Source organism: Enterobacter sp. BIDMC109 (assembly GCF_001037885.1).
In the GTDB taxonomy this organism is placed as follows: Bacteria; Pseudomonadota; Gammaproteobacteria; order Enterobacterales; family Enterobacteriaceae; genus Enterobacter; species Enterobacter hormaechei_C.
Genome location: NZ_KQ090002.1, coordinates 1607023 through 1619641, shown reverse-complemented (window position 1 = coordinate 1619641; position 12619 = coordinate 1607023). Strand labels below are relative to the sequence as shown.

Below are 12619 nucleotides of genomic sequence, written 5' to 3'. Positions count from 1 at the left end.
CGATGCTGCATTTCACCAGCGATCAGTTTGTTCAGTGGCTCGGGATCTATTTCTGGCCGATGCTGCGCATCATGGCGCTGATCTCCACCGCCCCCATACTCAGTGAAAAGTCGGTGCCTAAACGCGTCAAAATTGGGCTGGGCATCGTTATCACGATTATCGTTGCCCCTACCCTGCCGGCGGTGGATATCCCGATCTTTTCCCCGAATGCGATCTGGATTGCCCTGCAACAGGTGATGATTGGCGTGGCGGTCGGGTTTACGATGCAGCTCGCCTTCGCCGCGGTACGAACGGCGGGTGAACTTATCGGTTTGCAGATGGGCCTGTCTTTCGCGACGTTCGTTGACCCGGGCAGCCATCTGAATATGCCCGTGCTGGCGCGTATTATCGACCTGCTGGCGATGCTGTTGTTTCTCTCGTTCAACGGCCACCTGTGGCTCATCTCGATGCTGGTGGACACCTTCCACACGCTGCCGATTGGCGACAACCCGGTAAACAGCAACGCGTTTCTTGCGCTGGTGCGGGCTGCCGGGCTGATCTTCCTCAACGGGCTGATGCTGGCGCTGCCGATCATTACCCTGCTGCTCACCGTTAACCTCGCATTAGGTTTACTCAACCGAATGGCTCCGCAGCTGTCGGTATTCGTCATCGGCTTTCCGGTGACTTTGACGGTTGGCCTTTTATTAATGTCATTATTGATGCCACTTATCGCCCCCTTCTGCGAGCATTTATTCAGCGAGATATTCAATCTGTTAGCGGATATTGTCAGCGAACTTCCACGCAAATAATAACCCGCAGTGTTTGCAATGTCTTTCTGAGGATATTCCTAAAAATAATCTCGAAAAACATCTACCAGGATATATCTGACGCGGTTTAAATGTTTCTAACCACCTCACAATACTTAATATTTACTTTACTTTAAGATGATTCCTGGCAAATTATACGTAACTTTACGGGATAGTGAGTTCGCCTGAAAGTCTTTGTCATGCTCACAGGTTTTATTAGATTTTTTCCATCCCGTATGGCTGTTTATGAGCTCTCAGGCAGGTGGTGAATTATCGTTACGCATTGAGTGAGGGTATGCCATGTCAACGATCATTATGGATTTATGCAGCTACACCCGGCTAGGGTTAACCGGGTACTTAGCAAGCAGAGGGGTAAGAAAGAGAGACATCAACGATGCACACACCGTTGAAGAACTCGCAGCCGCTTGTGACGCCCACAAGCCCGGCGTGGTGTTTATTAATGAGGACTGTTTCATTCACGACCCCGCTAACAGTCAGCACATTAAGCAGATCATTAATCAGCATCCTAAGACCCTGTTTATTGTTTTTATGGCGATCGCCAATATTCATTTCGATGAGTATTTGTTGGTGCGTAAAAACTTATTAATCAGTTCGAAATCGATTAAACCAGAGTCGCTTGATGATATCCTGGGCGATTATTTGAATAAAGAAGTTAAGAATGTAGGGGCGGTTAACTTACCCACCCTATCATTAAGCAGAACTGAATCAAGTATGCTAAGAATGTGGATGGCTGGACAAGGGACAATTCAGATCTCAGACCAGATGAATATCAAGGCAAAAACAGTATCGTCACACAAAGGAAATATTAAAAGGAAAATTAAAACGCATAATAAGCAAGTCATATACCATGTCGTACGCCTGACAGATAATGTGACGAATGGGATTTTCGTTAATATGCGCTAATTTGCACGGCCATGTTGTACCCTACCTTGATCTCTGGCCTGGCCAGAGATTTTGCTTTTCAGGAGCCGGAGCCGGGGAGAAGACGCCCCCGACGCCGCCCTATTCCGCCGTTTCCACAAAGATCCCATCCGGGTGCCCCAGTTCGTTGAAGAACCAGATGCCGAGCGGGTAATCTTCCAGCGACACCAGATACATTGTGCCTTCATTAAACTCTTCTATAGCCAGCACCACGCCCGGGCGGCGCGGCCCACCGTCCGTTTTGACGGTTACCCGATCGTTGACCTTCATACATTCCTCCTGTGGTTTTGAGCCAGTGTAGAACAAATTGCATTGCCTGGCATCGCCACCTGGCGCGAATGGCGTTTTTGTGTGCGGTCTATACTTAACTGTTGAGACGATTAAATGAGGAACCCGCCATGAAGACCGACAAAGAGTACAGCGACACCATTAAGCGTGAGGTTGAAGTGGATGTCGATGCCCTGCTTGCCGCCATCAATGAAATCAGTGAGTCCGAAGTTCATCGCGCGGAGGATAATTCCGACCGTGTCGTGGTCAATGGTAGGGATTACCATACCTACCGTGAACTGGCTGAAGCATTCGAGCTGGATATCCATGACTTTAGCGTCTCGGAGACGAACCGCTAAGGCGAAAAAAATCCCGGTCATGGGGATGACCGGGATCAAACTTGCTTATGCAAGAAGCACTTGTAAATTCGTTACACCAGGAAATCTGATGCAGGTAAGACATTATCCCCAACGGAATAGTCTTACAAGCATATATTCTCTTAGCGAATATTATATTTTATACATGTGAATTTTGGTTATGAGTATAAACATGCGCCGCCTGTGGGTTTGTCGGGATCGTTTCCACTTCAACGGCGCGTCAATGCCTGTTTTTTTAAGATTTATCTTAGGTGAAATCATCACCCGGGAGACGTTATGCCTTCGTTTGAGGAGACTCTGCTTGTTTTTACCGACCTCGACGGCACGCTGTTGGATTTTCACACACTCGACTGGCAGCCTGCGGCCCCCTGGCTGGAAAAGTTAATGGATGAACAGGTACCGGTCATTCTGTGCAGCAGCAAAACCGCGTCCGAGATGGATGACATCCAGCAGGAGCTGGGGCTTGGCGGGTTGCCCTATATTGCGGAAAACGGCGCGGTGATCCAGCCTGACGTACGGTGGGAAAACGCCGCACGGTTCATCTCAGAAAAGAAGCATGACGATATCCGGCAGTGTATTGCCCGGGTACGTCAGGAAATGCATCTTAAATTCACCACCTTCGATGACGTGGATGAGCGCGTGGTCGCCGGATGGACTGGGCTGAGTCGTCCCCGCTCAGTGCTTGCGCGTAAACACGAGGCTTCCGTGACGCTGATCTGGCGTGACAGTGATGAACAAATGGAACGCTTTGCCGCCGAACTCGCCCGGCAGGGGCTGAAGATTGTCCAGGGAGCACGATTCTGGCATATCCTGGACACCTGCTGCGGCAAAGACGCGGCGGTTCACTGGCTTGTGGACCAGTATCGCCTGCACGAGGGTTCCGAACCGACGACGCTGGGCCTGGGCGACGGCCCGAATGATGCCCCGCTGCTGGACAGCGTAGGCTTTGCCGTCGTGGTGAAAGGCTTCAACCGGGAGGGCGTCAGCCTTAAGAACAACGATCCCGCCCGGGTTTATCACACTCAGCACACCGGGCCGACCGGCTGGTGCGAGGGGCTTTATTACTTTTTGACGTGATCCTGCCAGATGACCCGGTTACGCCCGCGCTGTTTCGCCTCATACAGACGCGCATCGGCGGTGGATTGCAGATTTTCGAAGTGATAATTGCCCTTCTCCTGCGCGCCAGAGACGCCAAACGACGCACTTACGCGCAGGGTGGTACTTTTCTTAATCAGGATCTCTTTGCTGTCGATACGCTCGCGGATCTGCTCTGCGACTTCCGCCGCCTCTTCAAGCGTCATGCCCGGCAGCACCACACAGAACTCTTCGCCCCCGACGCGTCCGGCAATATCTTTAGTCCGGAGGGTGCTGGCAATCAGACCCGCGGCATGGGACAACACCTTATCACCCGCCTGATGCCCGAACCGATCATTGATGCTCTTGAAGCAATCAAGATCGATCTGAATGACCGAGAAAGGCAGCGACTGCTGTTCACACTGCTTCGCCAGCATTTTCGCCTGCTCGAACAGCGACCCACGATTATTCAGCCGGGTCAGAGGGTCGTGCCAGGCCTGCCATTGCAGCGAGTTCTGCATCGAATACATATTACTGACCATGCGCCGGATCACCAGCCATGAGATGAGCAGCATCGCGGTGAACAGCGCCCAAAGCAATGCCAGCACAATGCTGATGCTGCCGAAATCACCGCGCACCCCTTCATCCAGGGTGTGCACGCGCAGGACGATGCCATCAAAATGGTCGAGACGCTCCCAGCTCACAAAACGACTCCCCAGGCGAATGCCGCCTTCGGAATCCGATTCTATCGCGTGCGCTATCTGCGCTAATTCGCGCGCGTCAAAATGATTAACGTCCGCAGCCGGTGATTCAGACGTTGCAAGCTGGGTAAGCCGACTGTCATACAGTTGGTATTCCCCTTCCGGGTTATCGCCCACGGCTTCCACCAGCAGGCGACGCAGGGTGGCAAAGGTGAAATCCATCGCCACCACGCCATACCAGACGTGATTGTAATAAACCGGCACGCTGGCGGTGATCAGCGGCTTTTTGCCGACAAAGGTGGAAGGCGGCGAGATAAACCAGCGCACGGCACGCGCACGGTTTTCACGCTCGGACTGTTGGGTAAACCAGGGCTGAGTGACCAGATGGTAATAGCGCTGCACGATATCGCTGGAATTTCCCGGCGTATCCGTTTCCAGAAAGAATCCGGCGCGAGAGACATAAATCACGCGCTCTTCGTTGCGGGAAGGGCTGGATGCCAGACGCAGCAAATACCCCACTTCAAGCGCGGCGGACAGTTCATTATCAAGGTACTCATCATCACGGTTCAGAAGGGTCGTCTTTTCAACGAAGGCATCCGAAACACCGTTGATCGGTAACGTGCGCTGTTTATCAACCGCAATTTGCCAGCTGGGGGACGTACGCAAATGCGCAAAACGCTTTACCGCATCATGCAGCACGCCAAACGCCAGCGGCGTTTCCAGCGCATCACGCATGCTGTGGCGAAAAAACAATATCTTATCGACGCTGAACTGAAGCTGTCTGTCCAGCGCACTGGCAACCGTTTCCAGATGGTTACGCTGGCTGGAGATATAAGCATCTTCCAGTACCACAACTTCGCGCCAGGTCAGGAGGGTGGAAAAGATCAGGACAACGATAAAACAGAGGTTAACAATCAAACGGGGATTGCTACGCTTATGCAGCCACTGCAAAAAAGATTGTTTTACAACAAAGGTATCGTGCTGCACACACACTCCCTGATTGTCGCTCACCATCCGATATGATAAGTCTTCTGCCAGTAAAAACGCCCGGCAAGGCCGGGCGTTGTGTGATTAAGCCTTGTCGCGTTTTTGCCTTTTATTAGCAGGCTGAAGCTCGTCTTCGCGAAAAGCCTCCCGCTTAATGCCGTATCCATCATGCCACCGACACTCCACCATTCCGCTGGAATACCCGGTGACGATCATACCTGGACCACCATTTTTGGGCTTAACTTCATCACTGATCAAAAAGACCATACCTGCCTCCTGTATCAGGGTGAAACGTTTTCAATTTAGACGAGGAATAGTCTTTTTGCATCCGGGGTCAGCAATAATTAATGCGATTTCCCGCGTACTTTTTCAACCAGCTTAACAACGGCTACCACAATCAGACCGACGATAAAGCCCAGTACGAGGTTAAGCAGTGTGGGCAGGATCGCAGCGACTACCGCTCCCTGGCCTGACGCAAAATGTTCAATCATGTGATGCAGCGAAGCAACACCGTGCACGATAATTCCGCCGCCGACCAGGAACATCGCCAGGGTTCCCACCACCGACAAGGTTTTCATCAGCCACGGCGCCAGCACCAGCAGGCTTTTCCCAATGCCGCGCGCAATTGCGCTGGATTTTTTTTCCAGCCAGAAGCCGATATCGTCCAGCTTGACGATCAGCCCGACCAGGCCATAAACCCCTATCGTCACGAGGATCGCAATGCCGGACAGGATCAGCACCTGGTTCATCAGAGGGGCATCAGAGACGATCCCCAGCGTAATCGCCACAATCTCGGCCGAGAGGATAAAGTCCGTGCGGATCGCGCCTTTGACCTTATCGCGTTCAAACGTTTTTGGATCCTGCGCGGCCAGCGCTTCCAGACGCTGCTGGCGCATTTCCGGGGTGTCTTTCTCTTTGCGTGCAGCGAACATATGCAACACTTTTTCGGCACCCTCGAAGCACAGGAACGCCCCGCCAATCATCAGCAGGGGCGTAATGGCCCAGGGTATAAAGGCGCTAATCAGCAGCGCCAGCGGAACGAGGATCACCTTGTTAATAAAGGACCCTTTCGCAACGCCCCACACCACCGGCAACTCACGGTTCGCCCGCACGCCGCTGACCTGCTGCGCGTTAAGCGACAAATCATCTCCCAGTACCCCGGCGGTCTTTTTCGCCGCCAGTTTTCCCATAACCGAAATGTCATCCAGCAAGGTGGCGATGTCGTCCAGTAATGTTAATAAGCTACTTCCTGCCAAAATCTCTTTCCTTCTTTTTTTGCTAATTAAGTGAATAGTATGGAACAAAACTCACCGCCCGGAAACTGGCACCGCGCGTCAACAAAAATTTCACATCAACAACACAATTAAAGCACTCGCCAGGCTGATAGTTTTGGCGTTAACTATGAGCGAACTTTTTATTTCGTCGTGAGGGACTATGCGTTTCCGGCATTTATTACCGCTCATTGGAGCACTCTTTTCCCTGTATATCATTTGGGGATCCACCTATTTTGTCATTCGTATAGGCGTGGAAAGCTGGCCCCCGCTGATGATGGCCGGTATTCGTTTCCTTACGGCTGGCGTGCTGCTGATGGCGTTTTTATTGCTGCGCGGCCACCGGCTACCGCCGCTGCGTCCCTTGCTTAACGCCGCCCTGATTGGCCTGCTGCTGCTGGCGGTGGGCAATGGCGCGGTAACCGTCGCCGAACACCAAAACGTGCCGTCGGGCATCGCCGCGGTGGTTGTCGCGACCGTGCCGCTGTTTACGCTCTGCTTTAGTCGTCTCTTCGGGATCCGCACCCGTAAGCTCGAATGGCTGGGCATCGCAATTGGGCTTGTGGGTATCATCCTGCTGAACAGCGGCGGTAACCTGAGCGGGAACCCCTGGGCTGCCGTTCTGATCATGATCGGCTCCATGAGCTGGGCCTTCGGCTCGGTCTACGGTTCCCGCATCGAGCTGCCCTCCGGGATGATGGCGGGTGCGATTGAGATGCTCGCGGCAGGCATTGTGCTGCTGATGGCCTCCGCGTTGACGGGTGAAAAACTGACGGCGATGCCAGACCTTTCAGGTTTCCTGGCCGTCGGGTATCTGGCGCTGTTTGGCTCGATTATCGCCATTAACGCCTATATGTACCTGATCCGCAACGTCTCACCGGCGGTTGCCACCAGCTACGCCTACGTTAACCCGGTGGTGGCCGTGCTGCTGGGTACCGGTTTTGCGGGCGAAGTGCTGTCGACGATTGAATGGCTGGCGCTGGGTGTGATTGTCTTTGCCGTGGTACTGGTCACGCTGGGTAAATATTTGCTGCCCGCGAAACCGATTGTCACGAGGTGTGAGGTGGAGAAACCGTGATCGGGTGAATGCCCTGGGTATCGATCTGCGCGGCCTGACCGCCGCCGCAGATCCACTCTTCCAGCCGCTCCGTCAGTTCCACGTCATTGAGCTTCATTCTTCCGCGCAGCGCGCACTCCCAGACAATCAGCACCCGCCAGCCCTGAGCGTAAAGCTGCGAAACATCGCGTTTATCACGCTCGACGTTTCTGCCAATCTTCTCCAGCCAGAAGTCGGTGCGTGTCGCCGGGACTTTAAACAGATAGCAGTCGTGATGATGCCAGAAACAGCCGTGGGTAAAGATGATGCACTGGTACGCGTCGATGACGAAATCAGGACGCCCCGCAAGCGTGGCATCCTGAACCCTGAATTCAAACCCGGCGGCGGTCAGAAGGCCCGCGATCCGTTTTTCAATCGCGGTATCACGCGTGCCGATGGCACGCATGTTTTTACTGCGCGTGGCCTTATTGTGAACGTCCGCCATCGACGGCCTCGCTCTGACGAAGCTGAACGGCCTTGCTGATGCGTGAGGCCAGCAGTTTAGCTACCGCGGCAAAGGCTGGCACCACCACCGAGTTGCCAAACTGACGATAGGCCTGGGTATCTGATACCGGGATGCGAAAACTGTAGCCCTGCGGCGTCTCAAAGCCCATTAAGCGGGCGCACTCGCGCGGCGTTAAGCGCCGCGGTCGGTGCTGTTGGTTCTGGGGATCGTCAAAATCTTTTTCGCCCAGCGCCTTATCCCAGCCGCGATCGATAAGAATTTCCGCACCATCTTTGTAATAGCGCGCCGACAGCGTACGCGTCACGCTGTCAGGATTAAGCGGATTGACCATGCCAAACCCAAAGCCATTGCCTTTGGCCTGATGCTTTTTGGCATAGCGATAGAGGTATTTCCACAGCACCGGGGTCAGAATGAATTTCGCATCGACGGCGGGCTCCAGCAGATCGGCCACCGTCGGTCGGCGCGCCGGATACAGCGAAGGCAAATCACGCAGCGTAAAATCGCCTTTCAGATTGAGATCGCGGCGGAAGCCCACCAGCACGATGCGTTCGCGGTGCTGCGGCAGGAAGTGTTTGCCGTCGATAATTTTCGGATCGTCCGGCCCCATGTCCTCTGCATCCGCCACGTCATAACCCAGTTCATCCAGCGTTTGCATGATAATGCGGAAGGTTTTGCCGCCGTCATGACTCTTTAAATTCTTGACGTTCTCCAGGACAAAAATTGCCGGGCGGCGGGCATCAATGATCCGGGCAACATCAAAGAACAGTGTGCCCTGCGTATCGCAGGCAAAGCCGTGTGCGCGTCCCAGCGCGTTCTTCTTCGACACGCCAGCCAGCGAGAACGGCTGACACGGAAAGCCCGCCAGCAGCACATCGTGCGCCGGAATGGTATTGCGAATGTGTTCGGCGGCCTCTTCATCGCTGACGCCGGTTTTGTGGCTCAGCGTGACATCCCGAATATCCGCGTTGAACTGGTGCGCGTCGGGATCGCAATACCAGTTGGCTTTATAGGTACGGACGGCATGTTTGTTCCATTCACTGGTGAATACACACTGCCCGCCAATAGCTTCAAAGCCATGGCGAATGCCGCCGATACCGGCAAAGAGATCGATAAAGCGAAAGGCATAATTTGGATGCGCAGCAGGCGGACGCGGCAGCAAATTTTGCAGATAGCGGAACTCACCATCGCTCAGGCGGTGACCTGCCCTGTCGCTTATCAGCAGCCGCTTGAGTATCGCCGGGCTCCAGTGGCTCTCGCCATGGGCCACCAGCTGGTTTGCCAGCGTTTTAGCATCATACATTTCCAGCAGCTGACGCAGGAGTGCCTGCACGGCTGCCGTTGATTTCTCAACCCGCTCAGGCGCGGGCACAGTCACTGATCGATTTTCCTGCATTCTCTTAACCGGACAATAAAGACAGAAAACAGAGTACCACAGTTCAGGATCGCACACTGCGACGGAAATGGGTCAATATCTGGCTGTCGGTTCCGAGGTAATCGCCCTGTAATTCGGCACTCAGCTTCGCCATAAACTGGATCAGGAAATCGGCATTGTGACGCGCAAGTTCGCGCCCCCGCGCGGTTTGCATGGTGTCCGGCAGGCGCAGGAGTTTGGTCTGAAAGTGGTCGAGCGCGAAGGCTTTATCATCCAGCTCTCGTGTTCCGGCAAAGGGGTCGTCGGCATCAAACAGCGCGGCGCCCAGCGCACCGGAGACGGCAAAGACGCGCGCCAGGCCGATAGCGCCTAACGCCTCCAGCCGGTCGGCATCCTGCACAATTTTGGCCTCCAGGCTTTGCGGCGCGATACCGGCACTGAAGCTGTGCGCTTCAATGGCATGTTCAACGGCTGCATAACGATCGGGCGGAAAATCAGGAAAATCGCGACTGAGGATCTCGCGCGTTTTTCGCGCTGCCAGCCGCGAGGAGTGGCTACGTTGCGGGTGATTTTTCGGCAGGCTGACAATGTCATGGAAGTAGCATGCGGTCAGCACAACCAGCGGATCGCTATCCTCGTCAGCCATTATGGCCTGCGCGGTCATCCAGACGCGGCGAAAATGGGCGATATCGTGCGCCGCATCATCAGTAAAATGATTTTCGTCGAGCCAGCGCTCATAACGGTGCTGCCACTGCGCAAGTTCCATCATCCCATCCTGTTGCTCAAAAGTGAGTGAATTATAATACACCCGAATTAAAATCTTTTATAAATAGAATTACGAAATACTTAATAATAATTACCCGCTATATTTTCAATGAATTAATTCACATGAAAAATAAAGAGATAAAAAGAAATATTTTGTAATATTTTTACCACTTTAATTACATTTATTTTTGAACCTAAATAATAATCCATAGAATAGTATCAGCCATGTAGTTACGGAGGGTAATTACATATATTCAGACAATTTATATTTAAAGGGAATATATAATGAAAAGAAAAGTTCTGGCAATTCTCGTACCCGCGTTATTAATGGCTGGCGCAGCAAATGCGGCGGAAATGTATAACAAGAATGGCAACAAAGTTGACCTGTACGGTAAGGTTGATGCGCGTCATACCTTCTCCGACAACCCAGGCGACGACGGCGATGAAACCTACGTACAGGTGGGTTTCAAAGGCGAAACGCAGATCACGAACGACCTGACAGGCTATGGCCAGTGGGAATATAAAACCTACGCTAACGACACCGAAGGCGCAGGGGATAAATCTTTCAACCGTCTGGCATTCGCTGGTCTGAAATATGGCGACTACGGCTCATTTGATTACGGCCGTAATTACGGCGTCGTGTATGACGTTGAAGCCTGGACCGATATGCTGCCGGTATTTGGTGGAGATTCTTACACCTGGACGGATAACTATATGGTTGGCCGTACTAACGGTGTGGCGACCTACCGTAACAATGATTTCTTTGGTCTGGTCGACGGCCTGAACTTTGCGCTGCAATATCAGGGAAATAATGAAGGTGGACCACACGAAGATCAGGAAGGCCATTATATCAATACTCAGGAAGGCACCAAAAACGGCCATGATGACGTTCGTTTCCAGAACGGCGACGGCTTCGGTATGTCTACCACCTATGACTTCGATTTCGGCCTGACGCTGGGTGCGGCTTATTCTTCCTCTGACCGTACTAACGACCAGGTCGCTTACGGCGCTGGCACCTATAACCGCTTCAGCAAATATGCTGGCGGTGAACGTGCGGAAGCGTGGACAATCGGTGCTAAATACGATGCTAATGATGTCTACCTGGCCATGATGTATGCGGAAACCCGTAACATGACTCCGTACGGCAACGATGGCATCGCCAACAAAACACAGAACTTTGAAGCCGTAGCGCAGTACCAGTTTGACTTCGGTCTGCGTCCATCCCTGGCGTGGGTCTATTCTAAAGGCATCGATTTGGGCGGTAACGATTATCACCCAGGCAATGGCTATGACTATGTAGACCAGGATCTGGTTAACTACATCGACGTGGGCATGACCTACAGCTTCAACAAAAACTTCTCCACCTACGTTGATTATAAAATCAACCTGCTGGACGAAGATGATGCCTTCTACAATGACAACGGTATTTCTACCGATGACATCGTTGGCGTAGGCATGACCTACCAGTTCTAATTCCCATCAATATTAAAGCCCGCGATGCGGGCTTTTTTTATTTGACGCTGAAATGTTATGGCGCTTCCTGCAAGGCCAGGCGAACAAACCCGTTATTCTGCGCCAGCAATTCGTGCGCTTTCCAGGCATCCAGCCCCGTCAGCACCATCAGTACCGCCGTTTTGCACTGGTGGTTACAGCTTTCCAGCGCGGCCTTCGCCTGAGCCCGGCTACATCCCCCCGCTTCCATCACAATGGCAATTTGTCGTTCGGCCCATCTGGTATTGCTTGCCTCCAGATCAACGCGCAGGTTGCTGTACACCCGTCCGGAACGTACCGCCAGACCGGTGGTGATCATATGCAGGATCATGCTTTGCGCAATGCCTGCTTTAGCGTTGGTATACCCGGCCACCACATCCGCGCCCAGTTCGGGGGCAATGACCATGCTCGCCAGCTGCGCCGCTTCACTTTGCGCATCCTCCGTAATGATCGCAACCGTTGAGCCCAGAGACCACGCATGACGCATCGCGCCCCATACCCATGGGGTTTTGCCGCTGACGGACAGCGCCAGCATCATGTCATGCTCGCCAAATTCTATCGTCTGAAGGTCGGCAACGCCGCGCGCGTAGCTACCGGCGTGATCGCCTGCTGTCATCGCAATGACGGGATGTTTTCCCGGCGCAAACGCTTCTGCCGCCTGTTCAGCCACGCGTCCGGACGCGCCCGCGCCGGTCAGTACCAGACGTCCGCCGTGGCTAAGCGTCGCCGCCGCGTTATCCACCACGCGGGCCAGCATACTTAAGTGAGGGGTAAGTGCAGAAGAGATTTGCGCGTCATCCTGGTGTATGACGTTAAGCATATCCAGCGTCGATAATCTGTCGATGTTCGTGGTGCTGGCGTGCCGTCTTTCCCTGGCCGTACCGGTAAGCATAATGCTCATAAACTGCCTCCTTATTATGAGTACCCTCACACTATAAAGTGTTTTATATAGGTCACCTGAGAGGAGGCTCACGAAACGCCTCTCTTTACATGGCTTTATGAAACGCCCGTCATCAGCGATAATT

General features: G+C 53.3%; 13 protein-coding genes and 1 pseudogene. 6 read left to right on the top strand and 8 right to left on the bottom strand.

Going from position 1 to position 12619, the window contains the following annotated elements:
* Positions 1 to 2: 2 nt before the first annotated feature.
* Both fliR and rcsA read left to right on the top strand, forming a co-directional pair.
* Positions 3 to 795: pseudogene (fliR, locus tag SK62_RS07555) on the top strand (flagellar biosynthetic protein FliR); the annotation flags it as partial.
* 290 nt (positions 796 to 1085) lie between these two features.
* Entirely contained in the window at positions 1086 to 1709 is a 624-nt protein-coding gene (gene rcsA, locus SK62_RS07550) for a transcriptional regulator RcsA (RefSeq protein WP_017383340.1), read from the top strand.
* Between the two features lie 99 nt (positions 1710 to 1808).
* On the opposite strand, the gene dsrB is transcribed toward rcsA, so the two are convergent.
* Positions 1809 to 1997 carry a protein DsrB gene (dsrB, locus tag SK62_RS07545; RefSeq protein ID WP_003859583.1) on the bottom strand — a complete coding sequence of 63 codons (189 nt, stop codon included), beginning with the start codon at positions 1995 to 1997 and terminating at the stop codon, positions 1809 to 1811.
* A gap of 128 nt (positions 1998 to 2125) precedes the next feature.
* Here dsrB and yodD point away from each other — a divergent pair, with 128 nt between their 5' ends.
* A complete protein-coding gene (gene yodD / locus SK62_RS07540) occupies positions 2126 to 2353 on the top strand; it encodes a YodD family peroxide/acid resistance protein (protein ID WP_017383339.1) in 228 nt (75 codons plus the stop codon).
* A gap of 294 nt (positions 2354 to 2647) precedes the next feature.
* Positions 2648 to 3448 carry a mannosyl-3-phosphoglycerate phosphatase-related protein gene (locus SK62_RS07535; RefSeq protein ID WP_047718229.1) on the top strand — a complete coding sequence of 267 codons (801 nt, stop codon included), beginning with the start codon at positions 2648 to 2650 and terminating at the stop codon, positions 3446 to 3448.
* Here the strand turns inward: SK62_RS07535 and dgcQ are convergent.
* The 3 genes from dgcQ to SK62_RS07520 all read right to left on the bottom strand — a co-directional run bounded on the left by dgcQ (position 3433) and on the right by SK62_RS07520 (position 6389).
* Complete coding sequence (dgcQ, locus tag SK62_RS07530) at positions 3433 to 5133, bottom strand: cellulose biosynthesis regulator diguanylate cyclase DgcQ (protein WP_047718230.1); 1701 nt, start codon at positions 5131 to 5133, stop codon at positions 3433 to 3435. The two genes, SK62_RS07535 and dgcQ, sit on opposite strands and share 16 nt — an antisense overlap.
* An 84-nt stretch (positions 5134 to 5217) precedes the next feature.
* A complete protein-coding gene (locus SK62_RS07525; RefSeq protein ID WP_003859574.1) occupies positions 5218 to 5400 on the bottom strand; it encodes a YodC family protein in 183 nt (60 codons plus the stop codon).
* Positions 5401 to 5477: 77 nt separating this feature from the next.
* A complete protein-coding gene (locus SK62_RS07520) occupies positions 5478 to 6389 on the bottom strand; it encodes a DUF808 domain-containing protein (protein ID WP_017383336.1) in 912 nt (303 codons plus the stop codon).
* 178 nt (positions 6390 to 6567) lie between these two features.
* Here SK62_RS07520 and yedA point away from each other — a divergent pair, with 178 nt between their 5' ends.
* A complete protein-coding gene (gene yedA / locus SK62_RS07515; RefSeq protein WP_023303927.1) occupies positions 6568 to 7482 on the top strand; it encodes a drug/metabolite exporter YedA in 915 nt (304 codons plus the stop codon).
* Here the strand turns inward: yedA and SK62_RS07510 are convergent.
* The 3 genes from SK62_RS07510 to SK62_RS07500 are packed head-to-tail and all read right to left on the bottom strand — an operon-like array spanning position 7454 to position 10104.
* Positions 7454 to 7945 carry a very short patch repair endonuclease gene (locus tag SK62_RS07510; RefSeq protein ID WP_017383335.1) on the bottom strand — a complete coding sequence of 164 codons (492 nt, stop codon included), beginning with the start codon at positions 7943 to 7945 and terminating at the stop codon, positions 7454 to 7456. The genes yedA and SK62_RS07510 overlap by 29 nt on opposite strands.
* A complete protein-coding gene (locus SK62_RS07505) occupies positions 7926 to 9359 on the bottom strand; it encodes a DNA cytosine methyltransferase (RefSeq protein WP_086524581.1) in 1434 nt (477 codons plus the stop codon). Before SK62_RS07505 ends, SK62_RS07510 begins: the two co-directional genes overlap by 20 nt.
* 43 nt (positions 9360 to 9402) lie before the next feature.
* Positions 9403 to 10104, bottom strand: a complete 702-nt coding sequence (locus SK62_RS07500) for a phosphohydrolase (RefSeq protein ID WP_047718232.1) — start codon at positions 10102 to 10104, stop codon at positions 9403 to 9405.
* Between the two features lie 284 nt (positions 10105 to 10388).
* On the opposite strand from SK62_RS07500, the gene ompC reads away from it, so the two are divergent.
* Entirely contained in the window at positions 10389 to 11576 is a 1188-nt protein-coding gene (ompC, locus tag SK62_RS07495) for a porin OmpC (RefSeq protein WP_047718234.1), read from the top strand.
* Between the two features lie 55 nt (positions 11577 to 11631).
* On the opposite strand, the gene SK62_RS07490 is transcribed toward ompC, so the two are convergent.
* The gene (locus SK62_RS07490; RefSeq protein WP_015572428.1) at positions 11632 to 12495 is read right to left on the bottom strand and encodes an N-acetylmuramic acid 6-phosphate etherase; all 864 of its coding nucleotides are present in this window, start codon (positions 12493 to 12495) and stop codon (positions 11632 to 11634) included.
* Positions 12496 to 12619 lie beyond the last annotated feature (124 nt).

What these genes read in the sequence shown, in the direction of transcription:
- ompC (WP_047718234.1), top strand. Translation starts at nt 10,389, where the DNA reads ATGAAAAGAAAAGTTCTGGCAATTCTCGTACCCGCGTTATTAATGGCT.
- rcsA (WP_017383340.1), top strand. Translation starts at nt 1,086, where the DNA reads ATGTCAACGATCATTATGGATTTATGCAGCTACACCCGGCTAGGGTTA.
- SK62_RS07510 (WP_017383335.1), bottom strand. Translation starts at nt 7,945, where the DNA reads ATGGCGGACGTTCACAATAAGGCCACGCGCAGTAAAAACATGCGTGCC.
- yodD (WP_017383339.1), top strand. Translation starts at nt 2,126, where the DNA reads ATGAAGACCGACAAAGAGTACAGCGACACCATTAAGCGTGAGGTTGAA.
- SK62_RS07525 (WP_003859574.1), bottom strand. Translation starts at nt 5,400, where the DNA reads ATGGTCTTTTTGATCAGTGATGAAGTTAAGCCCAAAAATGGTGGTCCA.
- SK62_RS07490 (WP_015572428.1), bottom strand. Translation starts at nt 12,495, where the DNA reads ATGAGCATTATGCTTACCGGTACGGCCAGGGAAAGACGGCACGCCAGC.
- SK62_RS07505 (WP_086524581.1), bottom strand. Translation starts at nt 9,359, where the DNA reads ATGCAGGAAAATCGATCAGTGACTGTGCCCGCGCCTGAGCGGGTTGAG.
- yedA (WP_023303927.1), top strand. Translation starts at nt 6,568, where the DNA reads ATGCGTTTCCGGCATTTATTACCGCTCATTGGAGCACTCTTTTCCCTG.
- SK62_RS07500 (WP_047718232.1), bottom strand. Translation starts at nt 10,104, where the DNA reads ATGGAACTTGCGCAGTGGCAGCACCGTTATGAGCGCTGGCTCGACGAA.
- dsrB (WP_003859583.1), bottom strand. Translation starts at nt 1,997, where the DNA reads ATGAAGGTCAACGATCGGGTAACCGTCAAAACGGACGGTGGGCCGCGC.
- SK62_RS07535 (WP_047718229.1), top strand. Translation starts at nt 2,648, where the DNA reads ATGCCTTCGTTTGAGGAGACTCTGCTTGTTTTTACCGACCTCGACGGC.